We start from the raw sequence: 26,813 nt of genomic DNA on the forward strand, positions 1-26,813 counted from the left end.
CTGACTCTCCTACCATTTCTTACCTAGGCTTTAGGTGTATTTAAGGTTCCTTACGACGCTGGGTTGCCACCGCCATTAAAAGACCAAAGCCCATCATTAACGTCAACAAAGAAGTTCCACCATAACTAACAAAAGGCAAGGGAACGCCCACAACCGGTAGTAATCCTGAAACCATGCCGATATTAACGAAGATATAAACAAAAAGCGTGAAGGTAATACTGCCTGCGAGTAAACGACCAAACGTTTTTTGCGAAGTTGCCGCAATCATAACGCCGCGAGTTAGCACTAAAATATAAAGCCCTAACAAACAAAGCACACCTTCTAAACCGAATTCTTCCGCTAATACGGCAATAATAAAATCGGTATGGCTCTCTGGTAGAAAATCTAATTGCGATTGAGTTCCGTTAAGCCAACCTTTGCCGGTAATTCCACCGGAACCAATAGCGGTTTTTGACTGAATGATATTCCAGCCAGCACCCAATTTATCGGCCTCTGGATTCAGCAAGGTTAGAATTCGGGTACGTTGATAATCGTGTAAAACAAAATGCCACGCAGGCCAAGCACTGGCTAGTACTAATCCCAAAGCAGAAATAATGTAACGCCAAGGCAGCCCCGATAAAAACAACACAATGAGACCAGACATCGCAATCAATAACGATGTACCCAAATCAGGCTGTTTAAGAATCAGAACACTGGGAATTATGACCAACACCAACGTGAAAAATATGTGTTTAAAACGTGGCGGCAACATACGTCGAGACAAATACATAGAAATCGTCAACGGCATTGCAAGCTTGAGAATTTCAGAAGGTTGAAACCTAAAGCCGCCCAGATCGAGCCATCGCTGGGCACCTTTTGCACCCACGCCAACCACCAACACGGCGGCGAGCAAACCGACACCGGCCACATACAAAAGCCAGCACCACCGCTCTAAAAACGACAAGTTAAACTGCGCGATGGTGAACATCACACAATAACCCACCGCGAAAAATACCGCCTGCCGCTTAATGTAGTGAATATCTGCGCCGCCGGCGCTGTAGAGTACAACTAGGCCGAATCCTGTGAGCGCCAACAAAAGCACTAACAGAGGTAGATCGATATGAATTCGACTCCAAAAAGTATCTTGACGCTGAACATCCCAGGAGGTCCCCGGTAATCGACGCAAAAAATCAGCCGTTGACACCCGGAAGCTCCTGTTGTTTTTCGGAAGGATTTTTATCGCTGGAAATCTGCTGTCTCGCCTTTTCTTCTTCAATCGCTAAGTAGGTTTCAACCACCTTACGAACAACCGGAGCGGCTTCGGAAGATCCACCTTCGCCGTTTTCAACAATCACGGCAACAGCAATTTTGGGGTTATTAAGAGGTGCAAAACCAACAAATAATGCATGATCTCGATTTCTTTCAGACAGGGCGTCACTGTCGTATTCTTCGTCTTGAGCAATACCGACGACCTGAGCAGTGCCTGACTTTCCCGCCATTTTAAAAGACATATCGCGTCCGACTCGATAAGCCGTACCACGTGGATGATGCATAACCTCACTCATAGCATTAAAAATATAATTCCAGTGACCATCGGCTACGTCTAACAACATTTTTGAGTCTGCCGAGTCTGCAACTACCGGATCAACATTTTGTGCTATTCGTGGTTGAATTCTTTTTCCGCGATTGGCTAGGGTTGCGGTCATTTCCGCCAATTGCAGGGGCGTTGCCAGCACATCACCCTGACCAATGCCAACGTTTAACGTGTCACCGGGAAACCAAGGCAAACCGCGGTTTTGTCGCTTCCAAGTTCTAGACGGCCAAATGCCTTTTCGCTCACTGGGAAGATCAATGCCGGTGTAATCGCCCAAGCCAAACTGACTTCCAAACTCATGCAATCTGTCGATACCTGAACGATAGGCAAGGTCGTAATAATAAGTATCGCAGGATTCACGAATGGCGGAATTCATATCGACCCGACCGTGACCGCCTTTTTTCCAATCGCGATATTTTCGCTCTTCGTTATCGAGCTGATAAAAACCCGGATCATAAATCGCGACATTAGGATCGACCACACGATGATAAAGACCGCCCAAAGCCACCATGGGCTTGATGGTTGAGCCAGGCGGGTATTCGCCTTGAATGGCGCGGTTAAATAAGGGCAAGTCTCGTGACCCAGTCAGTCGGTTATAGTCAGAATGACTGATTCCGGTAACAAATAGGTTGGGGTCGTAACTCGGCGAGCTAACCATGGCGAGAATGCCACCGGTTTCGATTTCAATCGCGACAATTGCGCCGCGACGGCCATTTAAAGCCTCTAAACCGGCGCGTTGTACTTGGCTATCAAAATACAGATGTAAATTCTCACCAGGCTCAGGCGGTGTTTGTTCAAGTACGCGGAGCACTCGGCCTCGGGCGTTAGTTTCTACGTTTTCAAAGCCAACTTTGCCCAGCAATAAATCTTCGTATTGGCGCTCTAAACCAATTTTACCGATCGTGTAGGTTCCACTGTAACGCTTATATTCTTCTTCAGAAAACGAGCGAAGTTCACGTTCGTTAATACGGCCAACGTAGCCTACCGTATGTGCATAGAGGTCGGCCATTGGGTAATGGCGAACGAGCTGTGCATCTACTTCCACACCTTCAAGGCGATACTCGTTAACAGCAACTCGGGCGATTTCTTCTGGTGTGAGCTGGTAACGCAAAGGAACTGCTTCGAAAGGACGGCGGCGTTGTTTTAATCGAGAGTGAAATTTTTCAACGTCGCCTTCATCAAACTCAACCAATTCCGACAAGACTTGAAGAGTTTCGTCGAGATTACCGACGCGCTCCTTAACAATACTGAGCGTATAACTGGCTCGATTATCGGCAAGTAAAATGCCGTTACGATCGTAGATGAGGCCACGGGTAGGTGCTAAAGGACGAACGTGAACGCGATTGCGCTCGGATTGAGTGACATAGTCGTTATAGTGAACAACCTGTAAACTGTAGAAACGCACTACCAGAATTGATAATAAAACAATCATAAACAAAGCAATTACAAACAATCGATTTCGAAAAATCCTCGCCTCTCGAAAATGATCTTTTAATGTTTGTTGTTCGCTCATGTGTTTTGCGACTGTTCCGTCAAATACCTTAGCGGGACTGAATACCCAACTCTGGATGTTTTTTATATAGCCGCGCAGTTAATGCACGTTAAAGACTGATCTTACAAATTGCTCTAGTTTAGAAAACAAAACACTCAAACTCAGCCAATATTAGCATAAAGGCCTTTCGTTCAAGCTTAGACAGTTTTTGAATATTTCTCTAAATCTAGCCACAAAAGACCGCCATCAAATGCTCAGGCAGCCTCTGACCAGAATTATTCAATAATGTTTAAAGGAAATTCTGATTCATTCAGAATTTTTTAGCGATACAAAAAAAGCGTCACCAACGTCAATCACCATACATCATTAAGCTTTTTACACTGCGATTAATTCATCAATGCATTAATCACAGATTCCTTAATATTATTTATGGTACGGGTGATTATTTAAAATACTTACAGCTCGGTAAATTTGTTCGGCCAGCAAAATTCGCACAATAGGATGCGGTAATGTCAAGGCCGATAACGCCCACTTTTGCTGAGCACGAGCTATACAATCTGGGGATAAGCCGTCTGGACCGCCCACTAACAAAGTGATGTTGTGGCCATCCATTTTCCAGCGATAGAGTTGCTGAGACAAAACCTCGGTACTCCACGGTTTCCCCGATAAATCCAACGCTACAACCCAATCTTTTTCATCGATGGCATCAAGCATTCTTTTGCCTTCATCAGAAATAGCTGTAGCGGTTGATTGGTTTTTGCCACGATGAGCCAGAGCCAGCTCGCGGATTTGCAGATCGATTTCACGGGGAAGGCGTTTAACATATTCGTTCACGCCCGCAGTTACCCAGTCTGGCATCTTGGTGCCGACGGCTAGGATGGTAATTCTCATAACAACTCAGTTTCTAACGATTAGAAGCCATCACACAGAATTGGAACTGACTTGTGGCGTTTCAATACGGTGCTTAGGCGCCTTAGACCACAATTTTTCTAAATCGTAGAAATCTCTCATAGCAGGCATCATGACATGCACTACGATATCGCCAAAATCGACTAATACCCATTCGCCTTGATCTTCACCCTCAACACCAAGAGGCATAATCCCGTGAGATTTCGCTTCGCTGGCAACGTGTAGAGCAAGAGATTTGACGTGTCGGTTGGAAGTACCACTGGCAATGACCAAGGTATCGGTTACATCGGTGAGTTCTGCTACATCTAGTTCGACGACATCCTTGGCTTTGAGATCACTGAGCGCCTCAAATACAACGCTTTTAATGTCGGTAGGAATGGTTTCGGTCATCTATCCTCGCGAATTTTAATGAAAAATAATCAAAATAGACGCGCTAACACAGGCGTCGTCTAATCATTGTACTACTATCTGCCAAGATCTACAGGTTTAAATAATAGCTGCTCGGCGAAAAGTTATGGATGGTAAAGCTTGTGTGACTTTATGTAATCTAAAACTGCATCTGGAAGTAAAAACTGCGGTGAGCGATCATCCTTTAAAAGCGCTCTGATGTCGCTGGATGAAATCGGCAACATGCGCAGCTGTGTGCAAAAAATCTTTCCTGCAGGCGATGCTTGTAAGTCACTCAGCTCAAAAGATTGATGCATTTTTAAAAACTCCCCCACCTCGCCGGATACAGGAAAGTCGTAATCTGGCCGCTGCACAACAATGATGTGCGCACAATCTAAAAGCTCTCGCCAGCGATACCAAGAGCTGAAATTCACCAAAGAATCTGATCCCATAATCCAACACAGCGACTGATTAGTCATGAGCTCCGATCGGATTTCTATCAAGGTATCGTAAGAATACGAAGGCCCATCGCGTTTAAGTTCGCGATCGTCAACCATCAGTTCACTACAGCTTTGCACCGCGAGATTAACCATCGCCAAACGGTCTTCGGCACGACAATGGTAGTTACTTTTATGAGGCGGAATACTGGCAGGCAACAATCGCATCTCAGCGAGATGCAACTGCTGTTTAATTTCAAGAGCAAGTCTTAGGTGGGCGTTGTGAATGGGGTCGAAGGTTCCGCCCCAAACACCAATTAGTTGTCTTTGTAACTGTTCTTGTCGCTCACCCATCAACGTTATTGAACCTAAACTCGGACGTGGCCGTCTCCGTAAACCACCCACTTCTGGGAGGTTAGACCTTCAAGACCAACCGGGCCGCGAGCGTGGATTTTGTCGGTAGAGATACCAATTTCGGCACCCAGTCCGTATTCAAAACCGTCTGCGAATCGAGTCGATGCATTCACCATAACCGAGCTTGAATCCACCTGGCTGACGAATTGTCGAGAGCGGGTATAGTCTTCGGTAACAATCGACTCAGTATGTTTAGAGCTGTACTGGTCAATATGATCCATGGCTTGAGCCATGTCATCGACGATACGAATGGACAACACTGGTGCCAAATATTCGGTCGCCCAATCCTCTTCGGTAGCGGCATTGCACTGGATTAACGCTTGGGTTTGCGCACAACCACGCAGCTCAACACCTTTCTCTAAGTAAGCTTCTGCTAAGCGCGGTAAAATTTCCGCAGCTACGCCTTTGTTTACCAGTAGTGTTTCCATGGCATTACAAACACCATAGCGGTGGGTTTTTGAATTCATAGCGATATCGAACGCCTTATTTAAATCGGCTCGATCGTCGATATAAACATGGCAAATACCATCAAGATGCTTGATGACAGACACTTTAGCGTCGGCACTGATGCGCTCGATCAAGCCTTTGCCGCCGCGCGGTACAATCACATCAACATACTCGGGCATGGTAATTAAGTGACCAACGGCTTCGCGGTCGGTGGTGGAAACTACTTGTACCACACCGGCTGGCAATCCCGCTTTTTCTAAACCCGCTTGAATGCATTGGGCAATGGCCTGATTGGAATGCAGCGCTTCTTTACCACCGCGCAAAATAGTTGCATTGCCAGACTTTAAGCACAGGCTGGCGGCATCAATGGTAACGTTGGGTCGTGATTCGTAAATAATGCCAACAACGCCTAAAGGAACACGCATTTTGCCCACTTGGATGCCACTGGGACGGTAGCGCAAGTCAGTAATTTCACCGCACGGATCAGGCAGTGCAGCAACCTGCTCAAGACCTTCAATCATGCTGTCGATTCGCGCTGGCGTAAGCTCAAGTCGATCGAGAAGAGCGCTGTCTAAACCCTGCTCTTTTCCCGCAGCTAAATCCTTGGCGTTTGCTTCGGCAAGCGCGTCGCGAGAAGCATTGAGAGCCTCAGCCGTCGCTAAAAGTGCTGCGTTTTTGGTTCCAGTTGTCGCCGCAGCGATCACTCTGGAGGCAGCGCGAGCATTCTTGCCAAGCTCTATCATGTAATCTTTAACAGACATAGCGATCCCTTGATTTTATTGTTGTCGTATTCATTTCGAATCACACCCATCGCTGGGTGCATATGATTGTTCACCCTGAAGACCCACATATCCATATACACAACGGAAGCTTGCGGAATAATTGCGGTCATTTTAACGGTAAATGATTGCTCATGTGAACTTGTCTTAAAGTGGAAGCTTACCAGCAAAGGCTAATGTCGACTGATACGATCAATCTGATCTGATATCCGCTCTACACGTTCAACGGGATCGCTCAGCTTGATCAATTCCACCTGCTCGGCACGGCTGATTGGCAAAAGCAGTGTCAAAAACCAGCCCAACTGATTGACAGATTGAATGCTTGGGAGCTTCAACAATTGAATTTGTGGGTGCGTGGCCAAAGAGTCGTAAATCGCTCGCAAACCATCGTATTGGTCATCGATAGCAATTATCTCTTCGCTGGCAAGATATTCTACCTGTGCACGCATTAGTTGATTGTCTTCTACCCAAGTCTTTAAAACTCGGAATTTTCGACTACCCAATACTTTGATGTGCAGTAAACCGTTTTCACCCTGGCTCCAATCAACGATATTAGCGACCACACCCACGTTATAAATCATGGCCGCTGCGCCAACCTCATTTCCATCACGAATAGGCACAACACCAAAGACACTACCGTTTTTGACGCAATCTTTGATCAATTGTAAATACCGTTGCTCAAATATCTGCAAAGGCAGTGTCATTTCGGGAACCAACAGAGTGTTGAGTGGGAATAATGCGATTTCTTCGGTCGATGACATTGACGAACACCAAGAGTTAATAGAGATAAAACAAATTATGCACAGTTAGCAAGCATTCACTTTCAAGATTGTTACTTGGCACCAGCGGCACCGGTAAACCTACCGAAATACCACCGCCAAATTCCACAGCAAGCAGAATGCGGGTGCATTGATTTCAGCCATCATTCAGGCACTGTGAACTAGTCTTTGTTTCTATACAAATCGGCGGCTAGAAACAGGCGCGCAAATTTAAACTTGCTTTGGTAAGACATGTACCGCGCACTTTTCAATCTATGCGAGTAAAAACAACACTTATTGCCCGAATTCCATAAGCATTTAGGGCGCTTAATCGTTATACTCACCAGACATAACAAGATTGCAAGACAGCAGTATTTCGCCGTTTTATAGACTGTGATCAGGCGCACACTCACTAGCACTAGTGACTGCTTTGCGCGATTAAGCATCATTAATTTGAACCTTAATACCAGCATATGCTCATCGAAGGAATTATGGCGCTACCGCACTACAATGCCTCACCGCAAACTACTCCAAGCGCTTCGCTCAAAGCGTTGCGCGGTCTTGATGCTGAAAATACTAACTACCAGACTCTACGGATGTTCGTAACAGCACTACTCTTAGCGTTCGCGTTAAATACAATGGTTACAACACCTGCGCACGCCGCTAAGCAGTTTGACTTTACCGTTGCTCAAGCCGGTGGCAATCAAGATCAAAATAATCATCCGCGCCCAGGTTTTCGACAACCTGGTTCGCTATCAAAGACGCCACAATCCGATCAAAGAAAAAATAGTCTACAAAGTAGCAATGCTTTGCCAAAGGGTATTAATTCCAACGACGCGGCAAACATTGCTAAATCGCGATTTGGCGGCAAAGTATTACGCGTGAATCCATCTTCAGATGGCCATCTCGTAAAACTGCTTTTGCCTTCCGGAAAAATCACCTACGTTAATGTTAACGCCAATGGTGATATTCAGTAATTTTTAGATCGAGGCATTTTAGTGCGCTTACTTATTGTCGAAGATGAACCACAACTCAATGAAAACCTGTGCAGTTTTCTTAAATCCGACGGCTACGTTATCGACTCCGCCCACGACGGTCGCGAAGGTTTGTATCTCGGTGAAGAATATCCTTACGATCTTGCCATCATTGATATTGGCTTACCTCAGCTCGACGGTATCGAAGTCATCAAACAATTGCGAACTAAAGGCAAAAAATACCCAATTCTTATTTTAACCGCACGCGACAGCTGGCAAGACAAAGTTGGTGGATTAGAAGCCGGTGCTGATGACTACTTGGTAAAACCGTTTCACAACGAAGAGTTGCGTGCACGTATCAACGCCTTGATTCGTCGCTCCAATGGTCATGCCAGTCCAACCATCAATTTTGGTTCTCTCGTTCTCGACACCGCCGCCAAAACCGTAAAGCTCAATGATCAAGCGCTGGAGCTAACCAGCTTCGAGTACAACACCTTTGAATACTTGGCTCAAAACGTTGGCAAGGTGGTTTCTAAAACTGAGCTAACCGAGCATCTTTACGATCAAGACTTTGATCGCGACAGTAATACCATTGAAGTGTTTGTGGGTCGCCTTAGAAAAAAAATCGATCCAGACGGTAGCCTAAAACCCATCACCACCATTCGAGGCCAAGGTTATCGCTTTAACTTAGAAGCGCAATCGTAATCGAGTGATCAAGCGGTTTATCAAACATCTGAGCCAAAGCTTAAGTGGGCGTCTGATTTTGGCGTCCACCCTGTTGCTGCCCTTTATTCTTGCCATCACAACCACTGCATTAGATAGGGCGTTCGCTCGCAGCCAAGAAGTCGCCGAACAAGAACGCCTCAGAACACAAATCTATTTGCTGCTTGCCGCCGCAGAAATCTTCGATGGCATACTCTGGCTACCGGAGCAACTTCAAGAACCTCGATTTAGCCAGCCAGATTCTGGTCTTTACGCACGCGTCATTGAAGCCGATAAGATTATTTGGCAATCGTTATCGGCTGTGACCGTTGATTTACCTGCGCCGATCAACTTACCCATTCAAGTCGGACAAGAGGTTTTTTACGACAGTAAACTGAATAAAAAAGACGCTCACAACCTGATTTTTGACGTCAGCTGGGAACAATCTCCCACCCAAGAAAAATTGTATCGTTTCGAAATCATCAGCGATCAAGATGCACTTATCGCCGAGCGCAACAGCTATCGAAAACAACTGTGGCGATGGCTGGGCGCACTGGCGTTGATACTGGTGATTGTGCTTTGGTGGATTCAAAACTGGGGTTTAAAACCTTTGTCGCATCTGGCTGAAGATCTTAAACGTGTTGAAACTGGTGAAACCCTGTCGCTCGGCGGCACCTATCCCACCGAAATCCAACCGGTAATCACCAATCTTAATAAGGTGTTAGAAATCGAACGCGCCCAGCGCGATCGCTATCGCAATACCATGGCCGATCTCGCTCACAGTTTGAAAACACCTCTGGCGGTGATTCGCTCCAGCTCAGACCGACCCGATATCGTCGATGAGCAGGTCTCCAGAATGGATGAAATTGTTCGCCATCAATTGCAGCGAGCGGTGACTCAACAATCCAGCCAGCCCGGCAAAGGGCATTCGGTATTGGAATGTTGTCAGCGATTGGTTTCTGCGTTATCAAAAGTGTATCGAGATAAAAATCCAAGTTTTGATCTGGAAATCAACGCCGACCAACTGTTCTTTGGTGAACAAGCCGATTTATTAGAACTGCTCGGAAATCTGCTCGATAACGCCTGTAAATATGGCCGCGGCAAAGTCCGCATTAAGGCCTCTACCCGTCACAAAATCTTGAGCATTTTGGTTGAAGACAACGGCCCAGGCGTAAAAGCGTCCGATCGCAGAACCATCTTAGAGCGAGGCGCTCGGGCCGATACCGCCGAAACCGGCCAAGGTATTGGTCTTGCCGTTGCAGTTGATATCGTCAGCAGCTACAACGGCAGTCTGAGTGTCGCAGACTCCTCGCTCGGAGGAGCCGCTTTTAATGTTGAATTACCAATTGGTTAGGATTAACGTCCGGCCCCATCAAGTGCGCGCATTCCGCCGCAAAACCCGCACCGACCTCTGCGTAATAGTTGAAAACCACATCTGCGCCTAATTTGATCAGCTCTTTGCGCTCATCGTCGTAGCGAGCAACAGCCGCAATTCGCCCTGAATAAGACGTTTGACGAAGCTGATAGATAATGTTTTTCATTTCTTGAATGGATGGAATCGCCAACATAATCAGTTTTACGCGAGTCACATCCAACTGCTCCCAAAAGTCGATGTCGTCGGCATCACCAAGAACCACGTTACGGCCTTTTTTCTGAGCTGCCATTGCGCGCCCCTCGTCAACCTCAACACACCAGACCTTTTCGTGCAGGTGAGGCTGCAACGCATTGTAAGCACCACTACCAACTCGCCCCATTCCACAAATTAAAACCTCGGCGCCATAAGGCTGTTGATAGCCGTGGATGACTTGGGCTTTTGGATGTTCAAAGCGACCAAGAAAACCTTTGTAGCGGGCATAAAGAGTGTGCGCCCGACGATACAAAAACGAGCTGGCCACGAAAGAAATTGCGACCGCCAAGGCAATCATGACCAGTTCATCTTCTGGCAGCCAGCCGTTTTCTACACCTTTACTGGCGACAATCAGTCCGAATTCACTGAAGTTTGCAAGCGCCAGAGAACTTAAAAAGGCGGTACGTGCACGCAACTTAAAGCTAATAAATAGAGCAAAGAACAGGGCAAATTTAACCGGTAGCAACACAATCATCAGCATTGCCCAAGCCAGTAATTCCCAGGTTGGCAAAGCACTGAATCCGATGGTTAAAAAGAAACCGACTAAGAACAAATCTTTGAGACTCGCCAGAGATTTATAAAGCTCGTTCGACTTAGGTAAACCCGCCACCAGCATACCTAAAATCAAGGCACCTAAATCACCTTTGACATCAACCGCATAAAACAAGTTATAACCGCCTAGGGCGATGAAGAATCCGACCAGTACTAACAGCTCACCGTGACCACATCGCGATAACAGAGCAGCTAAAACGGGTCGAGCGAAATACAAAGCTGGTAACGCCAGAGCCCAAACACTTGGAATATTGCCTGTCGCGATCACCAAAAACAAAACGGCAATAATGTCTTGAATAACCAAAACGCCAATGGCGAGATCACCGTGACGACTTTTGAGCTCGGCGCTATCCTCAAGGGTTTTCATCACACACACGGTGCTACTGAAGCTGACGGCAAAAGCCACTAAAAGTACCAGTAACCAGTTGCCTTCTGCGAATGGGAACACCCAAATTAACGCCAAACCACCAACCAATAAAAGCGCGCACCACAATAGCGTATGCAAACTGGTACCGCCCCAGACTTCTACTTTGGCAAGATCGCGCAGATTTAGCTTTAAACCGATAGTGAACAACATCAACGTAATGCCTAAATCAGCAAGTTCGTTGAGTCCTTCGAAAGGTTGAATACCCAGAGCGTTTAATAAGAATCCCGCCAGCAGATAGCCCACCAGCGGCGGCAATGAAAACTGTTTGGCGGCAAAACCAAACACAAATGCCACACAAATCCACAAAAAGTCCATAGATCACCCTCAATCAGTTACTGGTCACAGTGTATGTGCCAGCAACTGGGGTGCAAAGTACTTAATACGATGGAGCTTACTTAGAGAAAGGTTTGACGAGTAAAATTAACTTAGGCAACAAGGTTAACGCGCCTAAAATGGCTGCCAACATTGCCGCACCGGTCAATAACCCGAACAAAATTGACGGAATAAACTTCGACAGTGCTAATACCGAGAAGCCAACGATGATAATCACCGAGGTGTAGTACATTGCACTACCAATGGACGCATGGGAGCGATGCATCGCGGCAATATAGTTGTTGTCGATTTTGTACTCACGCATAAACCGATGGATATAGTGAATCGTGTCATCCACCCCAATACCAATGGTGATGGCAGCAATGGTAATGGTCATCATATCCAAAGAGATTCCCGCCAGCCCCATACCGCCCAATACCACAAGAGCCGCAAGCAAATTAGGAATAATGGCAACAACCGCGATCAGTAATGATCGGAAGAGAATCATAAACATGATCATGATAGCTAAGAATACTGCACCTAAGGTCATGATCTGCGAACGGAACAAGCTCTCTAGCATGTTGTTGTACAACACCAACGCACCGGTGAAATGAATCTGTTCGGGTTTAAAACCTAGATCGTCGACCATGTGCGTGCGAATTTTATTCACCAACTGCAAACGCTTTAGGTTAGGGTCAGTTTCTCGGATTCTCATGGTAACGCGGGCTTGGTTGCTCTCAACATCCAAATAAGGATTCACCAGAATCTTATTAATGTCTTGAGGCAAGCTATTTTTCAGAACCGCCAACTCAAAATCGTTGAGCGAACCACCGTTAATATCGACCGCAACCTCATACAAGGTCGCCAAGGAATCAACCCGTCCGATCTCATCCAAACTGTTTAGGTAATTTTGCAGAGATTCCAAATCTCGTAGGCCAGCGATGGTAAACCAGTAACTATTGCCCGGCTGAGCTTTGGTGTTGTGTTCGGAAAATGGATCAACCTCAGCAAATGGATCTTCTTCAACAATAGGATCGGGAAACGCAAACGGATCGGGCTCGTCGAACGGATCGGCTTCAGCAAACGGATCTTCTTCCGGTGACGCTTCGCTGCTACCACCGCCGGTAATACGGGCCAATTCAGGGTCAACGTCGAGAATAATATCTAACGAAATAGTACCGCCAAGATTCTGGTCGATAACCTTCATACCTTGGTAGATTTCCGTGCTGGAATGGAAGTAATCAATAAAACGGTTATCGACTTGCAATCGACTTGCTCCCCAACCGCCCAACACGGTGGCAAGTAATGCTAGCAACACCACAATTTTACCGTGGCGCTCTGTAAATCGAGAGAAGGCGAGCGTTAAGGGTTGATCGCCTACTTTATCCTCCTGCGCTTTACCTGGAGAGAGCAACATCAATCCCGCCGGTAAAATCACAAACACCAAGGCAAAGCTTACGCACAAGCCGATGGTCATCATCCAACCAAAATCAATCACTGGTCTGATACCACTGACTACTAGCGATGCGAACGCCACGATGGTTGTCAAAGTCGTGTAAAGACACGGCTTGAACATAAATTTAGTGGTGGCAATAACCAGTTGCGCTTGGCTCCAATCGGGATTTTCGGCGTGATATTCCCGATACCGCACAACCAAGTGAATGGTAATGGCCAACGAGACAATCAATAAGAGCGCGACGAAATTGGTAGAGATAACGGTCAGTCGCCAATCTAGCCAACTGATTAAGCCCAGCATGATGGTTACCGACAATACCGAGGTCATTAACGGCAAAACCACAAAGCGGATTCGTCTGAAAATAATGGCCAGCAAAGCGACGATAAATAAAACAATGCACGAGCCGAAAACCACCAAATCGCTGCGAATAAAACGAATCATGTCGGAGGTGATCATGCTTACACCACCAACAAAAATTTCGGCATCGCCTTTATATTTAGCGGCTATTTCACGAACCTTTTGCACCCGATCATGAGATTTAACTTCAGCCTGTGTGCGATACACTAAAAAATCATGGCTGATTCGCTCTAATTCCTGGGTTTCTTGCTCAGTTAACCCTAACTGATTGCGCTTAAGGCGCAGAGCATCACGGGCACGAACTAACTCAATATACTTTTCATCAACCGCAAGATTCAGTGCAATTGCTGTGGTTTGCTCATCAGGACCAAGAATAAGGTTTTTATAGATGGGGCTGGTTAGAAACTCTTTTTTCGCATCGTCATAATCGACATCACTCGTTTCAAGTGTACGAAGACCTTGACGAATTTGCGTTAAATTCTGAATAGGACTGTAAAGCAGAGGAACGTCGAGAATACTCAAAGCACTGGCAACGCCATCGAGCCCTTTTAATTCATCCCGCAATGACTCAAGAGTGGCTAGAGTCTCAGCTTTGAACAACTCATCATGCGGTTTAAAAGTAACCACCAACAAGTCACCCGCGCCATAGCGTTTGATGATCTGGCGGAAGTAATCAAGATCGCGATCGGCTTCAAGGGTCAACGCATCGGCAGATGCATCGAGTTTAAAATTGGGTAAACCCGCGGCCATAACAACGGTAATCAGCAACACCAAAAATAGTGCTAATTTTGGTCGATTGATAACCAGCCCGTGATAAAACTTTAAAAAACCTTCCGTCATACTCTCGCTCAAACAATTGCTGTCCTTCCTTAGTGCTGTTTTGAAGGACAAATCTCCCCAAAAGATCGAGGACTTTTAATAAATGATTACTGCTAAGACTCCAGCGGATTAATAAGTGATTAACAACCACCTACCAACGAACGCACAGGATTTAAATGGGTTGAATTAGGCGAGAACGCAGGCGGGATAAACACGCTTAAGAAACATAACTCGCGACTGCACTAATAGGATTACCAGCAAACGCTGATTTTACACAACTCAACACAATATTTAGAACTGTCATCCACTCAAAAATCGTTTATTTGAGTGAGTTTTCACTCAAATATCTCCAGTGAGTTCTCAAACAGTGTGTTTTTTTATCTATCGCAACCTCCGATTAACTCACCTGCGATTTAACCAGAGGCCAGAGATTGACAATGTGATTTTCAATTTCTTCACAATTTCAATCACTTGCCGCCTTTGAAATTGGCGATACATATACGTATCTCTGAGCACTCTAAGTTCATCAGAGTTTTCTATCTATTTCAGTAATTTTCAGCAACCTTGTTGAAATGATTGCAGATATTACTGAGTGCCTCGCTCCTCTATAAGGCCACTCATTCACAGCACTCTTACTAGACGCAAAATCCACTCAGACGGATATATCCGAGATTTAACCTAAAGCGAAGCGTTAAACCTATGGCGAACCCCAAAGACACACACAGCAGCCTAAGGATTCTTGCATCCCACATTTTCCATTGGCCTGATAGTCGCCGCGCACACTAAATGATTTTATAAATAAAGCAAACCATACTGCGATCATCGCTCAAGTTTAAGCTAAAAAATGTGTGGTTCTAATCATGGTTGAATAGGAAACCCTAATGAAGCAAAAGTTTCCATTAATCCTGAGGCAAGCCGTCAGCTTCAATAACCTTAAGCGGCCGAAACCTTGGCTAAATTGGAAATCGTATTTTCGATTTTGGTACTTTTAAAGGAACCTCTGATTAACTCATCCTTGATTTAATCAGAGGGACACATCCTTGTGTCGCGAGAAACTCTAGGTTAATCAGAGTTTCCTAAAAACTTTTTCGGTACTTTAAAAACTTGTTGCTGCGTCAATCGAAAATTCCGATAGACAAAATAGATAAGCCAAAGAGGCAAAAACGTTTAATCGAAATACTTTTGACGTTTTTAAAAGTAAATATAAATGGAAAGCTTAAAACTTAAAGGAATCTCTGATTAACTCATCCCTGATTTAATCAGAGAATAGAAATTGAAAATGCGATTTCCAATTTCTTCACAATTTCAATCACTTACCGTTCTTGAAATTGGCAACACATCCATGTGTCGCTGGAAGCTCTAAGTTAATCAGAGCTTCCTAAATAATTACCTGCCTAAAACTCCCATCAAACCCGGTAATTTAACGATCATCGGCAGGTAAATTCATCGGCAAGTAAATTAAAGGCATTTGCGCAAATATCGGTAACTTAGCCAATTTCAACACCGCTAAATTATTAAAGCTGAGAATAAATTGGAATTGCTTTTTCGGCTCCAGTAGTTGCTAGCCAGCAGTTACCTAATTACCTAATTCTCGCTGTACTTGCGAATGAATGACTGCCTTACACGGAGTTTTGAAACATAACAAGGTATTGGAGTCATTCACTCTGCCGTATAAGGTTTTTAGGTCACATCACTGTGCCCTAAGGATTTTTCAGGACTAATCAAATCGCGTACACGTTGCTTTAAGAGTTTAATTTCCGGAAAACCGCCATCCTTTTTGCGCTCCCACACACTGATCTCGCCAACAAAAATTTCAAATCTACCACTGCTTGCCGGGCACAAGGACACTTCGTCTAACTCAGATTCAAACGTCGAAAGTAACTCTTGGGCATACCACGCAGCTCTTAATAACCAGCGACAACCTGGACAATAATAAATTTTTACGATTTTTAACTCATTCATAAATTCAGCTTCTGCTAACGAAATTAAACCTAAAAACACATTTACTAATAATAAGCGTTAAACGCAAAAACCGTCTCTTTAATAAAAAATTGAAAAGATATAATTATAAAAACAACAGCAATTGCAAAATTAATTCATTTATTGCAAACATGCATTTGCGTAAAAATAGAGTAATCTCGGTTTTTACGTGTGATTTCATAATGACAAAGTGAGATAATAACGTCGTTCATACAACTTTTATGCAATAAAAGATCGATACAGGTCTAAACCTGCAATTCTAAAAGGCTATTTCGAGCTGATTATTTTTTAAATACCCAACAAACCGAGTATCCATTTACGACGGGGTTAATGATATTTGTGACCCGCTCTAAATAGCCTTTTTCTAAGCGATCAAAAGTCTTCTGTGAAGAGCTGCATAATATTGGCACTCTGTTCAGAACGACATGATTTTTGTGAATTGCCACTACTCAATCGCGAGATTAATCAACTAACGTGGCCACTAGCTTAATTGAACAATCATTAATCTTGTGTCTATCGTTACTAACACCAGTCACAAACCGAATACGTTGAGCCATTTAATCCAATGAACCAATACATACTCAAACACACTCAAAACCCCGATCTTCAGTTTTTTATCGGCAAACGCAGTCGTATTTTGGGTAAATCGGCAGAATGCGACTGGACAATCTCTTTGGGTAATTTAAGCGATAAGCAGGCGCGTTTTTGGTTGGATGAATCGTCAACGGTTTGGATGCATTCGCTCAACGGGATTTGCCGAGTGAATGGTCAAGATGCGCTTAAATATCAGGCGTTAAAATTGGATGATCTGATTCAAGTAGGCGATCAGATCTTCCAACTTGCCGAAAGCGAAGAAAACACTTGGTCGTTAATTGCCAGCGACAGTTGGATGAAAGGCCAACACTTCGATTTACATCCAGGCAAACAAACCCTTGGCCGCAGTGCCGAGGCAGATCTTACCTTGCCGAGCAAACACCTTTCTCGTTTGCATGCAGAGTTCAACATTGAAAACAACACGTTAACGGTGACCGATTTAGATTCGGCCAATGGCACCTTTGTAAATGGTCAACGCGTTAGCCGCCAACCTTTACACGACGGCGATGTTGTAAAATTCGATCAGTTCAGCTTTCGCGTTTTAGGCCCAGAAGCGCAAACCATGAAAACCCAAATTGGCGTTTTGCATAAGCCTGCAGCTTCGAAACCAACGGTGGCGAAAAAAGATCGTCCGCAAGCAGGTGCTTATGTCATCAATACACCAAGATCACCAAAAGTAGAATGGACGATGATCTCTGGACTATTGGCGATCAGCAGTTGCATTGGATATCTAACCTATATCGCCTTACAACTTTGAGCACAACCAGAGCTAACCCAGCGGTAAGTTTTCAATGGCTGGCCGCTCAAACACAGGCCAGCAATTCAAGTCCTATAAATCCCGCGCTAGAGAATCCTTTAGCGCTCGCCCCATTTCGCCATTAAGGTCTGCTCGATACCGAGTTGGTCTAGGATTCTCGCCACCACGAAATCCACCAGATCACCGATTTGATTTGGCTCATGATAAAAACCCGGTGACGCCGGTAAAACAACCACACCCAAGTGACTCAGTTTTAACAAATTTTCCAAATGTATGGTTGATAACGGCGTTTCTCTGGGAACAACAATCAACTGCCTGCGCTCTTTAATGGCCACGTCGGCGGCACGTTCGATGAGATTATTGCTAGCCCCTGTGGCTATGGCCGATAGGGTGCCGCCACTGGCCGGGCAGATCACCATTTTGCGTGGCGCACTAGAACCTGAAGCCACGGGCGAAAACCAATCTTCTCGGCCATACACTTTTAATTGACTTTGGCCTACCCAAAAATGGTTTTGAAAAAATTGCTGTAGCGATACTGGCCCCCACTCTTCGGCTGGAACCGCCAACCCAGTTTCTTGCCGCATAACAATCTCCGCCGCTTTAGACATCAACAGAGACACCTCACAGCCGGAAGCCAATAAACATTCGATCAGCCGCAATGCGTAGGCTGATCCGGAGGCGCCTGTTATGGCGACAGTAATTCTTTGTGACACGTCACTTGTCCTTAATTTTTACCATTTGTCTTCAGAAAGTTTTGCAATCAACTTTTTATGTATACCGCCAAAACCACCGTTACTCATTACGACCACATGAGTTTTGCCAGAAATCAGCGTAGGTACCAATTCAACAATGTCATCGATACTGTTGCATCGCTTGGCGGCGACTGGGCTGTGATGAACAATACTTGTTAAATTGTCGTGGTCATCCCCTGCTTGGTACCAAAGCACTACATCCGCCGACTGAGCCGCCTGGGCCAACTCATGGTTATGAACGCCCGACTTCATAGTGTTAGAACGCAGTTCAATAATAGCGACGATACGTTCTTCTTTTATTTTAGCTCTCAAACCTTCTAGGGTAGTTTGAATCGCTGTTGGGTGATGTGCGAAATCATCATAAATTGCAATATCAGCAAAATTGGCTAATTGTTCCATACGGCGCTTTACGCCTTTAAATTCGCACAACGCTTGGCAAGCAACCGCCGGATCAAGCCCGATTGTTCTCGCCGCGGCGACCGCAGCCAAACCATTGTTAACGTTGTGCTTGCCGCTTAAATTCCATCGCACCCTGCCAATTAATTCATCTTTAAAATAAATATCGAATTCGGCGCCGCTATCATCGAGCAGTGACGCTGTCCAATCTGCACCGAGTATTTGCGTTTCACTCCAACAGCCGCGATCGATTACTTCGGTGATGGCAGGTTCCGTTGGGTATAAAATCGTTCCACAGGACGGAACAGTACGCACCAAATGATGAAACTGTGTTTGAATGGCGTGTAAATCGGGGAAAATATCGGCGTGATCGTATTCCAAATTATTAATGATCAAGGTGCGCGGGCGGTAGTGAACAAACTTAGATCGCTTATCAAAAAACGCACTGTCGTATTCATCGGCTTCAACAACGAAAAAATCGCTTTTACCCAAACGTGCGGAATGTTCAAAATTGCCGGGCACGCCGCCAATTAAATATCCCGGTTCGAAATCTGCGTACTCTAATATCCAGGTCAACATAGACGCTGTAGTGGTTTTTCCGTGTGTACCCGAAACCGCCAACACCCATTTATCTTGCAATAAATAATCACACAGCCACTGGGGCCCAGAGGTATAGGCGATACCTCGATCTAACACATATTCAACAGCAGGATTACCGCGACTCATGGCATTACCAATAACGACCAGATCAGGCCGATCGGTAAATTGCTCTAAACCAAAGCCTTCAAACATTTCGATACCCGCGGCTTCTAGTTGCGTGCTCATGGGCGGATAAACATTGGCGTCGCAACCACTAACACGATGCCCAAGCGCTTTTGCCAATTGCGCAAGACTTCCCATAAAGGTTCCACAAATCCCTAAAATATGAATATGCACGCGCGCTAAACTCCGGTTTTATATACGATTTTTACTGAATTAAAAGTGCCAATGAGAGTACCACAGCTGCACATAAATTCAGTTATTTATGCTGTTATTATCGGCACTCAAAAAAGATTAGAATTCTATGGAACGCCCAAAAGCTGACTTATTCGTCAAACATAAGTCTCACCTAAAGTAGTTTGTAAATTGTAATTGTTACCTTGTACATATTTCGAAATAACTTCGGTTTCTTTAGAATTACCAACTACACACATGCCCAAATCTATCGAAAGCCGCAATATACGGTCAATTTACAAATTGATCATGGTTTTTGCTTATGATTTGGTATCACTCAAGGATGTATTCATAACTGCTGACTTGGGATTAACTCAAAATGCCCCAAGGGCTGTTCCAAAAGGAGTCTAGAATGCCTACCGCGAACCTAACCGAAACGCTAAAAAACTACACCAAAGACGCACAACTGGCTGAATTAATTGAAGAGATTGCCGATTGCTGTGAGCAAATTTCTGCGCGTTTAAAGTTAGGCGCATTGACTGGAATTTTGGGTGCGCTCGAAGACACCAATGTGCAAGGTGAGACCCAAAAAGAACTGGATGTCATCGCCAATGATTTATTAAAAGAAGCATTACTTGCGATTCCAAGTGTTGCCGGTATCGCCTCTGAAGAAGAAGATTTACCGGTCGGCGGCAATCCTGAAGGACGTTTTCTAGTTTTGTTCGACCCCCTCGACGGTTCATCCAATATTGATGTCAACGTGTCTGTAGGGACTATTTTTTCGGTGTTAGAGCTTCCCGAAGGAGCTAACGGCGGCGAAGAAAGTGCTTATTTACAATCGGGTCGCAAACAATTAGCCGCCGGTTACGCCTTGTACGGCCCATCAACCACGTTAAGTTTGACCACCGGTAAAGGCGTACAGCAATTTGCCTTAAACAATAGCGGCGAATTTTTACTGATCACCGAAGCGATGAATATTCCGGCAGACACCAAAGAATTTTCGATCAATATGTCGAATCAACGCTTTTGGCAGCCAGAAATGCAAAATTACATTGGGGAATTATTGGCAGGTGAGACCGGTAGTCGAAATAAAAATTTCAACATGCGCTGGATCGCGTCCATGGTTGCTGACGTGCATCGCGTACTAACCCGCGGCGGAATTTTCACCTATCCGTGGGACAATCGCGAACCAAACAAGCCCGGTAAACTTCGCTTAATGTATGAAGGTAATCCAATGAGTCTTTTGGTAGAACAAGCAGGTGGCTTGGCAACCACCTGTTTTGGCAATATTTTAGATATAGAGCCCACCAAAATTCATCAAAGAGTCGCGGTAGCACTGGGTTCTAAAAACGAAATTTCGATGCTGTTAGCTGCACACCAGCCAGCCTCAGCCTCAAAAGCCGCTGAACTCAACCGCTAAATTACTTCGTCAGGCCGATAGATTCGTAATCTCTGTTGCTAAGGAGCGTTCTGGTAAACGCTCCGCTGCACTGACGGCAGCTTCAGCAAAAAAGTTTTGCGAAATACAATCGAGCAAGGCTCGCGTGCGATTATCGGAGAGCCGATAGTAGATTCTTTGTGCATCGCGGCGAGTCGAAACAATTTTCTCTTCTCGAAGTTTTGCCAAATGCTGCGACAACGCAGATTGACTTAAACGCGCTACAGATTCCAAATCACCGGCTGACCGCTCGCCTTGCATGAGGTTACAAAGTACCGCCAACCGACCTTTATGAGCCAACAATTTAAGTAGTCGCTCCGCCTGTGGTGCCTTGTTGTCGAGAGGATCAATTTCCAACGCCATAGTAATGCCCTTCTTAACTAACGTCTTATGTTATACATTCCTAAGCTTAGCGAACTTATCCGCTTACGCCAGAAATCTGCTGGCAAATCGATCAATGGTGTGAAGCACTCCGCCATTGGCAGGAAAACACAGCGCCTAGAGAAAGATGACCTACAACAAATGTATCTACTTCGGAAGGTGCACTTAGGTTTAATTGTTCACAAACTCGAATATGATAAAATCTAAATTTTCGGGCCCTCCGGTGCAATTTTTCACACACACTAATGGAAACTGTTATGAGTTTTGACAAAGTCCCTTCGGGTAAAAGCCTTCCAGACGATATCAACGTAATCATTGAAATCCCGATGAATGGCGACCCTATCAAGTACGAAGTAGATAAAGACAGCGGAGCGATCTTTGTTGACCGTATGCTAGGTACGGCTATGCATTACCCAGCAAACTACGGCTATGTGCCTCACACTCTTTGTGGCGATGGCGACCCTGTAGACGTATTGGTTGTTATGCCAATTCCTGTTCTTACCGGTTCTGTGATTCGCTGTCGTCCTGTCGGCGTTTTAAAAATGACCGACGAATCTGGTGAAGATGCGAAAGTGCTTGCGGTTCCTTACGACAAGATCACTCCGTTATACAAAGACGTGAAAACCGTAACCGATTTGCCTAAGTTGTTACTTGATCAAATCGCACACTTCTTCGAGCACTACAAAGACCTTGAGCCTGGCAAGTGGGTTAAAGTTGAAGGTTGGGGCGACGTAGAAGAGGCCAAAAAAGAAATTTTAGATTCTGTTGCGCGCTACGAAGCTGACAAGTAATTCTAAAAGAGATCAAAGCGGCATCAGTGTCGCTTTGATTCCAGTGAAAAATAACGATCAATCTAAAAAATTCACCGATATTACCTTTCTACCCATCTTTACCAATCTGTTACATTTCGAATTTATCTAACACGCATTTGCTGTGGTGAGTTTGTAGAATGGTAAAACATTTTTTCAAAAATACTCTCCGTAAATCACGCCGAATAAAACAACACCCCTCGCGTTACAGCCCACCCTTAGCCCTAAGTAAATCAGAAATATTTGTATAAAAACAAAGATCTAGAGCAGTATTTAACACTACAGAAATTAGCTGGTTCGCATATTGCTTCGTATATTTTCATGAACACACATAAATAATAACGACCATTAAAATACCCTAATTGATTCAGTTAAATTGCTGTTAAAAAGTATTCTTTACAAAAACCGGCTTCACTAAAGAGAAATAATATAAGGACAAATATTCACGCAGAATTACAGCTCAGCTCAGAACAAACAAATCTAAAAATAAGTCGCTGAAATAGCAGCAAGTAAATTACTGTTCAACCATACTTAATCTAAGACCAGTGATTCATTAACGCTGTACAAAAAGCTTTTCAGCAAAACAGTACCGATTAAGCTTTGTTTGGGAAGATATAATTATGAACAGTAAAAAAACAATTCATGTAAAAACCCGTGGTTTCGAGCAACGAAAAACTCAAACCTACAGTCACGCCCTCGCACTTGCTGCCTCGGACTACAACACAGACTATAAATTAGCACTGCAATTTTTAGCCTTGTGTTTAATAGCCTTTTCGGTCTGCATTTATTCCACTAGAGGCTCGGCACAAGAACAAACTTTCGTTCCAGATTATCTGTATCCCTATTCAAATATGCATGCGGCAGATATCGAAGGGCAAGGCGCCGATCGTCACTTTTCGGCTTACGGTTTAACCAACGAGGAATTGGAATTCTCAGCGGCGAATTTTTTTGATAACAGCTTAAATACCACGCAAAGATTGATGAATCACCAATGGATTTATCAGTCATACCACGATATTGAATTGCAAAGCGGCAGTAAGTTTTTTTCTAACTTATTTAAATCGACCCTAAAAACCTATTGGCAAAAATATCATCAAAATAAACTCATCAATACAGCGCTACCGGATTCCAGCGGCGAGGGCAGCATTAGCGAAGTTAATTACAAAATGCGCCTAAAAGATGACTCGGTAAAAATGTCGTTTGTTTATGAGTTTTGACGAACAACTGCAAGGGCATTTTCTGGAAACGTGAAAATGCCCAAACTTCAAAATCTACCCTATTCTGCAATAAATGAATCAGCAATAAATAGATCATTCCCATTTCAAACACGAGTCTGGTCTATATTTGCGCACCACCGAACGGATCTGCACCTACGCACTCAACCGCTTAACAGCCAATTTTTGATCTTGCTCGGGGTTATTCTGCACATTAATTTTGGTACTATTGCCGCAGAATTTTGAACGGGCAATAACCATGTATCTATCCGAACTTCCAAACGCCCCCTTGTGGCGAAAATTCACTGCGCTGATTTACGACTGGCTTGTACTGGCAGCTGTATGTATGGGCTACGGTGCATTGGTACTTTTTATTCAGGTGAACGCTTTCGGCAAAACCTTCGGCGAAGGCGAAAAAGGCGATTTTGGTACACTCGGTTTTTTGGGTTTGGTGCTATTAATTTTTGCGTTTTATTGTTTTTTTTGGCGTCGTGGTGGACAAACTTTAGGAATGCGTGCATGGCGATTACAAATTATTGCCAATGACGGAAAAAAACCGTCATTTTTAAGCTGCGTAATTCGTGGAATTATCGCCCCCATTGGTCTTGGAGTATTTTTGTTGGGTTATCTTTGGCAACTTATTGATAAAGATAATCAGACCTTGCATGACAAGCTAAGCCGTACTCGAATAGTTTTGTTACCCAAAGATAAAAAGTAAAACCCTCGGCACCTCTGATTAACTCAACAATAATTTAATCAGAGGACAGAAATTAACACAGAAATTAACAATGCGATTTGCAATTTCTTCATAATTTCATTCACCTACCGTTCTTGAAATTGGCGACATATCTTTATGTCGCAGCAGACTCTAGGTTAATCAGAGTTTCATCTCTTTTTATTACGCGAGCCCATAACAATGTTATCGGTAACGCGACAGAACCCAAACACCCGCCGTGGCGCAAATTAAGATAGGAATTGCCACCGCAATTAACGGTGAAAATCCAAAAACCAAACTGGAAGGGCCTAAAATTGTTTGACTGGTTTTAAAGGCAACACCCACCATTACACCGGTAAAAACACGAAATCCGGTGGTCACTTGGCGCAGCGGGCCAAAAATAAAAGATACCGCAATCAATACCAAACTAATCGTCGCAAAAGGCTGTAAAACCTTCTCCCAAAACGTCAGCCAGTATTTACGCGCTGGCAGACCTTGCGATTGTCTGAAGGTTGCAAAGGTGTACAAATCGCGAATCGATAAAGAATCTTCGGGTAAAACCAAAACATTGAGCAACTGCGGAGAAACTCTCGTATCCCAAGCGCGAGAATGATAGGTGGTGGTTTCAATGTGATCTTCAAAGAACGTTTTTTCTTCTACGTCTTCTTCTACCCAATGCTTATCGGCGTATATGGCTAACTCGGCGTGACTGGTTCTGACCAAATCACCGGCATCGTTGTACACGTAACGATTCAACCCAAAGATTTTTCCGTTCGGTTGCACAGCGTTGAAATGCATAAATTCGTTGCCGTCGCGATGCCATAAACCAGAGTCAGACTCAAAAACCTGTTCTTCACCGCGGGCAACCGCTCGATTACTTTCGGCAATTTGGTCGGTAATAGGTGCGATAAATTCACCAATTAAAATCCCGAGTAACACCAACAATAATACCGGACGCAATACCAAGCCGGTAATGCGCAATACAGAAATTCCCGCAGCGCGCATAACCACCAATTCGCTGGTTCCAGCAAGCAAGCCCAAACCAATTAAACAACCAATCAGCGAAGAAAACGGCACAAACTCAAAAAGTCGCCCGGGAATACTGGTTAGCACGTATAAAAAAGCATCTTTGGCGGTGTAGCCATTTTTTAAATCGGTAAATTCATCGATTAAAGAAAACAGCGTGTCCAACCCAACAATCACCAACAACACCACAAAGATGGCACCGGCAATGGTCTTCGCAATATAAAAACTGAGTTTACGCATGTTTCACCTTTTTCACTTTTTTCGATGAAAACAGGCCACGTAAACTAAAACCGTTAAACAATAACAAGCCAATGCCCAAGAAAATCGCATTAATAATCCACAAACCAAGGGCGGGAAGTTTCTCGTCTTCGATTGCACCACGCCCAGCATTAAGAGCCACTAGATACAACAAATACAGCAAAATGGCTGGAATCATTTTGGTGTAACGACCTTGACGAGGATTGGTGTAAGCCAAAGGAACAGCAATCACCGTTAACACAAATACCAACGCTGGTAGGGTTAGGCGCCATTGCAAAGCCGCTTGAGATTCGGGATCGGGATCGCCGATTAACTCCAGCGTTGGCTTACGATCGGTAGCGGATTTCTGGCGAATTTCCGGCTCGTCGAGCTGCTGAGCATAGGATTCAAACTCAACGATTCGATAGCTGTCACTGCCCGGCTCACCGTCCAATCGTGAGCCGCGATTAATTTGCAAATACTTGCGACCGTATTCTTCTACAACAATCTGCTCGCCTTGTTCGGCTTTTACCAAGGTCAACGACGACGATGTTTCACTATCGCTGCTGGTTGCCACAAAAACATCGAACATGGATTTGCGATCGCGACTGAGCGATTCGGTATAAATCACCGCGCTGCTGTCACCCAGCGATTGAAATTGCGCAGGCGTTAAGGTCTCAAATTCGCTGCGCGCCTTTGCTTGTTCTAACAGCGCGTTGGAATGATCCAAACCGAGCGGACTTAACCACAAACTCAAGACCGCCACCAAACCTGCAACCACGGTGGCCGGGCCAAAGGCGTAAGCCAATAAGCGTTTGCGGCTAAAACCGCAGGCAAACAAGGCCGTCATTTCGCTATCAACGTACATACGGCCAAGCGCGAGCAAAATGGCGATAAAAAAGCTAAGCGGTACAACCAGTTCCAACACCACGGGAATTCTTAAACCAATGACCGAAAACAAAATGTCGGAAGGAATTCGCCCCGTGGCAGCTTCAGCGAGGTAGCGCCCAAAGCGACTACTGAGAATGATAAACACCAGAACGATGCAGACACCGAACATGCTGGCAAAGATTTCACGAGTGATGTATCGAAAAATAATCAAGAGCGGAACTACTTTTTAATAGGTGGTGTAAATGTTCGAGTGTGCCGTTTGTAGGAA

The 26,813-nt window shown here is 44.7% G+C and carries 23 protein-coding genes; 8 read left to right on the plus strand and 15 right to left on the minus strand.

Features of this window, described 5'->3' with window-relative positions; all coding sequences use genetic code 11:
- Nucleotides 1–40: 40 nt before the first annotated feature.
- From rodA to ACYQ2C_RS10715, 7 genes are all read right to left on the minus strand, one after another.
- Entirely contained in the window at nt 41–1,183 is a 1,143-nt protein-coding gene (rodA, locus tag ACYQ2C_RS10685) for a rod shape-determining protein RodA (protein WP_460049591.1), read from the minus strand.
- Nucleotides 1,170–3,086, minus strand: coding sequence for a penicillin-binding protein 2 (gene mrdA, locus ACYQ2C_RS10690; protein ID WP_460102547.1), 1,917 nt, complete (start codon nt 3,084–3,086; stop codon nt 1,170–1,172). Before mrdA ends, rodA begins: the two co-directional genes overlap by 14 nt.
- 402 nt (nt 3,087–3,488) lie before the next feature.
- The gene (gene rlmH / locus ACYQ2C_RS10695) at nt 3,489–3,956 is read right to left on the minus strand and encodes a 23S rRNA (pseudouridine(1915)-N(3))-methyltransferase RlmH (RefSeq protein WP_460102544.1); all 468 of its coding nucleotides are present in this window, start codon (nt 3,954–3,956) and stop codon (nt 3,489–3,491) included.
- A gap of 30 nt (nt 3,957–3,986) precedes the next feature.
- A complete protein-coding gene (gene rsfS / locus ACYQ2C_RS10700) occupies nt 3,987–4,364 on the minus strand; it encodes a ribosome silencing factor (protein ID WP_460049588.1) in 378 nt (125 codons plus the stop codon).
- A 122-nt stretch (nt 4,365–4,486) separates the two neighbouring features.
- The gene (gene nadD / locus ACYQ2C_RS10705; RefSeq protein WP_460102541.1) at nt 4,487–5,152 is read right to left on the minus strand and encodes a nicotinate-nucleotide adenylyltransferase; all 666 of its coding nucleotides are present in this window, start codon (nt 5,150–5,152) and stop codon (nt 4,487–4,489) included.
- A 14-nt stretch (nt 5,153–5,166) separates the two neighbouring features.
- Nucleotides 5,167–6,420: a glutamate-5-semialdehyde dehydrogenase gene (locus ACYQ2C_RS10710; protein ID WP_460102538.1), complete on the minus strand. Its 1,254-nt coding sequence runs from the start codon at nt 6,418–6,420 to the stop codon at nt 5,167–5,169.
- Between the two features lie 191 nt (nt 6,421–6,611).
- A complete protein-coding gene (locus tag ACYQ2C_RS10715) occupies nt 6,612–7,199 on the minus strand; it encodes an LON peptidase substrate-binding domain-containing protein (RefSeq protein ID WP_460049585.1) in 588 nt (195 codons plus the stop codon).
- 488 nt (nt 7,200–7,687) lie between these two features.
- Here ACYQ2C_RS10715 and ACYQ2C_RS10720 point away from each other — a divergent pair, with 488 nt between their 5' ends.
- Genes ACYQ2C_RS10720 through ACYQ2C_RS10730 form a run of 3 tightly spaced genes read left to right on the plus strand, consistent with a single transcriptional unit; the run spans nt 7,688 to nt 10,226 of the window.
- Nucleotides 7,688–8,173, plus strand: a complete 486-nt coding sequence (locus tag ACYQ2C_RS10720; RefSeq protein ID WP_460102535.1) for a hypothetical protein — start codon at nt 7,688–7,690, stop codon at nt 8,171–8,173.
- A 21-nt stretch (nt 8,174–8,194) separates the two neighbouring features.
- Nucleotides 8,195–8,875: a response regulator transcription factor gene (locus ACYQ2C_RS10725; RefSeq protein WP_460049583.1), complete on the plus strand. Its 681-nt coding sequence runs from the start codon at nt 8,195–8,197 to the stop codon at nt 8,873–8,875.
- 58 nt (nt 8,876–8,933) lie between these two features.
- Complete coding sequence (locus tag ACYQ2C_RS10730) at nt 8,934–10,226, plus strand: ATP-binding protein (RefSeq protein ID WP_460102533.1); 1,293 nt, start codon at nt 8,934–8,936, stop codon at nt 10,224–10,226.
- Here ACYQ2C_RS10730 and ACYQ2C_RS10735 read toward each other — a convergent pair.
- The 3 genes from ACYQ2C_RS10735 to ACYQ2C_RS10745 form a co-directional block, all read right to left on the minus strand.
- The gene (locus ACYQ2C_RS10735; RefSeq protein ID WP_460049581.1) at nt 10,201–11,793 is read right to left on the minus strand and encodes a cation:proton antiporter domain-containing protein; all 1,593 of its coding nucleotides are present in this window, start codon (nt 11,791–11,793) and stop codon (nt 10,201–10,203) included. The two genes, ACYQ2C_RS10730 and ACYQ2C_RS10735, sit on opposite strands and share 26 nt — an antisense overlap.
- Nucleotides 11,794–11,869: 76 nt before the next feature.
- Nucleotides 11,870–14,443 (minus strand): efflux RND transporter permease subunit, encoded by a 2,574-nt coding sequence (locus ACYQ2C_RS10740; RefSeq protein WP_460102530.1) that lies wholly within the window; start codon nt 14,441–14,443, stop codon nt 11,870–11,872.
- 1,659 nt (nt 14,444–16,102) lie between these two features.
- Nucleotides 16,103–16,384: an Rdx family protein gene (locus ACYQ2C_RS10745; RefSeq protein ID WP_460102528.1), complete on the minus strand. Its 282-nt coding sequence runs from the start codon at nt 16,382–16,384 to the stop codon at nt 16,103–16,105.
- 583 nt (nt 16,385–16,967) lie between these two features.
- Between ACYQ2C_RS10745 and ACYQ2C_RS10750 the strand changes: the two genes are divergently transcribed.
- Nucleotides 16,968–17,753 (plus strand): FHA domain-containing protein, encoded by a 786-nt coding sequence (locus ACYQ2C_RS10750; protein ID WP_460102526.1) that lies wholly within the window; start codon nt 16,968–16,970, stop codon nt 17,751–17,753.
- Nucleotides 17,754–17,851: 98 nt separating this feature from the next.
- Here ACYQ2C_RS10750 and ACYQ2C_RS10755 read toward each other — a convergent pair whose 3' ends face one another.
- On the minus strand, nt 17,852–18,466 hold the full coding sequence (locus ACYQ2C_RS10755) for a flavin prenyltransferase UbiX (RefSeq protein WP_460102524.1): 615 nt from the start codon (nt 18,464–18,466) through the stop codon (nt 17,852–17,854).
- A gap of 18 nt (nt 18,467–18,484) precedes the next feature.
- A complete protein-coding gene (mpl, locus tag ACYQ2C_RS10760) occupies nt 18,485–19,837 on the minus strand; it encodes a UDP-N-acetylmuramate:L-alanyl-gamma-D-glutamyl-meso-diaminopimelate ligase (RefSeq protein ID WP_460102522.1) in 1,353 nt (450 codons plus the stop codon).
- 409 nt (nt 19,838–20,246) lie between these two features.
- On the opposite strand from mpl, the gene ACYQ2C_RS10765 reads away from it, so the two are divergent.
- Nucleotides 20,247–21,254: a class 1 fructose-bisphosphatase gene (locus tag ACYQ2C_RS10765; protein ID WP_460102520.1), complete on the plus strand. Its 1,008-nt coding sequence runs from the start codon at nt 20,247–20,249 to the stop codon at nt 21,252–21,254.
- Between the two features lie 9 nt (nt 21,255–21,263).
- Here ACYQ2C_RS10765 and ACYQ2C_RS10770 read toward each other — a convergent pair whose 3' ends face one another.
- Nucleotides 21,264–21,635 (minus strand): ArsR/SmtB family transcription factor, encoded by a 372-nt coding sequence (locus tag ACYQ2C_RS10770; RefSeq protein ID WP_460049574.1) that lies wholly within the window; start codon nt 21,633–21,635, stop codon nt 21,264–21,266.
- A gap of 275 nt (nt 21,636–21,910) precedes the next feature.
- Between ACYQ2C_RS10770 and ppa the strand changes: the two genes are divergently transcribed.
- From ppa to ACYQ2C_RS10785, 3 genes are all read left to right on the plus strand, one after another.
- Nucleotides 21,911–22,444 carry an inorganic diphosphatase gene (gene ppa, locus ACYQ2C_RS10775; protein WP_460049573.1) on the plus strand — a complete coding sequence of 178 codons (534 nt, stop codon included), beginning with the start codon at nt 21,911–21,913 and terminating at the stop codon, nt 22,442–22,444.
- Between the two features lie 638 nt (nt 22,445–23,082).
- Nucleotides 23,083–23,679 carry a hypothetical protein gene (locus tag ACYQ2C_RS10780; RefSeq protein ID WP_460102516.1) on the plus strand — a complete coding sequence of 199 codons (597 nt, stop codon included), beginning with the start codon at nt 23,083–23,085 and terminating at the stop codon, nt 23,677–23,679.
- 256 nt (nt 23,680–23,935) lie between these two features.
- Entirely contained in the window at nt 23,936–24,394 is a 459-nt protein-coding gene (locus tag ACYQ2C_RS10785; RefSeq protein ID WP_460102514.1) for an RDD family protein, read from the plus strand.
- A gap of 201 nt (nt 24,395–24,595) precedes the next feature.
- Here the strand turns inward: ACYQ2C_RS10785 and lptG are convergent, their stop codons facing one another.
- Entirely contained in the window at nt 24,596–25,657 is a 1,062-nt protein-coding gene (gene lptG / locus ACYQ2C_RS10790; RefSeq protein ID WP_460049570.1) for an LPS export ABC transporter permease LptG, read from the minus strand.
- Nucleotides 25,650–26,756 carry an LPS export ABC transporter permease LptF gene (gene lptF / locus ACYQ2C_RS10795; RefSeq protein ID WP_460049569.1) on the minus strand — a complete coding sequence of 369 codons (1,107 nt, stop codon included), beginning with the start codon at nt 26,754–26,756 and terminating at the stop codon, nt 25,650–25,652. Before lptF ends, lptG begins: the two co-directional genes overlap by 8 nt.
- Nucleotides 26,757–26,813: the final 57 nt, after the last annotated feature.

Source organism: Sessilibacter sp. MAH3 (assembly GCF_054658275.1).

What these genes read in the sequence shown, in the direction of transcription:
- ACYQ2C_RS10735 (WP_460049581.1), bottom strand. Translation starts at nt 11,793, where the DNA reads ATGGACTTTTTGTGGATTTGTGTGGCATTTGTGTTTGGTTTTGCCGCC.
- ACYQ2C_RS10745 (WP_460102528.1), bottom strand. Translation starts at nt 16,384, where the DNA reads ATGAATGAGTTAAAAATCGTAAAAATTTATTATTGTCCAGGTTGTCGC.
- ACYQ2C_RS10770 (WP_460049574.1), bottom strand. Translation starts at nt 21,635, where the DNA reads ATGGCGTTGGAAATTGATCCTCTCGACAACAAGGCACCACAGGCGGAG.
- ACYQ2C_RS10720 (WP_460102535.1), top strand. Translation starts at nt 7,688, where the DNA reads ATGGCGCTACCGCACTACAATGCCTCACCGCAAACTACTCCAAGCGCT.
- ACYQ2C_RS10715 (WP_460049585.1), bottom strand. Translation starts at nt 7,199, where the DNA reads ATGTCATCGACCGAAGAAATCGCATTATTCCCACTCAACACTCTGTTG.
- ACYQ2C_RS10710 (WP_460102538.1), bottom strand. Translation starts at nt 6,420, where the DNA reads ATGTCTGTTAAAGATTACATGATAGAGCTTGGCAAGAATGCTCGCGCT.
- rlmH (WP_460102544.1), bottom strand. Translation starts at nt 3,956, where the DNA reads ATGAGAATTACCATCCTAGCCGTCGGCACCAAGATGCCAGACTGGGTA.
- nadD (WP_460102541.1), bottom strand. Translation starts at nt 5,152, where the DNA reads ATGGGTGAGCGACAAGAACAGTTACAAAGACAACTAATTGGTGTTTGG.
- ppa (WP_460049573.1), top strand. Translation starts at nt 21,911, where the DNA reads ATGAGTTTTGACAAAGTCCCTTCGGGTAAAAGCCTTCCAGACGATATC.
- ACYQ2C_RS10740 (WP_460102530.1), bottom strand. Translation starts at nt 14,443, where the DNA reads ATGACGGAAGGTTTTTTAAAGTTTTATCACGGGCTGGTTATCAATCGA.
- ACYQ2C_RS10765 (WP_460102520.1), top strand. Translation starts at nt 20,247, where the DNA reads ATGCCTACCGCGAACCTAACCGAAACGCTAAAAAACTACACCAAAGAC.
- rsfS (WP_460049588.1), bottom strand. Translation starts at nt 4,364, where the DNA reads ATGACCGAAACCATTCCTACCGACATTAAAAGCGTTGTATTTGAGGCG.
- mrdA (WP_460102547.1), bottom strand. Translation starts at nt 3,086, where the DNA reads ATGAGCGAACAACAAACATTAAAAGATCATTTTCGAGAGGCGAGGATT.
- ACYQ2C_RS10780 (WP_460102516.1), top strand. Translation starts at nt 23,083, where the DNA reads ATGAACAGTAAAAAAACAATTCATGTAAAAACCCGTGGTTTCGAGCAA.
- ACYQ2C_RS10785 (WP_460102514.1), top strand. Translation starts at nt 23,936, where the DNA reads ATGTATCTATCCGAACTTCCAAACGCCCCCTTGTGGCGAAAATTCACT.
- ACYQ2C_RS10750 (WP_460102526.1), top strand. Translation starts at nt 16,968, where the DNA reads ATGAACCAATACATACTCAAACACACTCAAAACCCCGATCTTCAGTTT.
- lptG (WP_460049570.1), bottom strand. Translation starts at nt 25,657, where the DNA reads ATGCGTAAACTCAGTTTTTATATTGCGAAGACCATTGCCGGTGCCATC.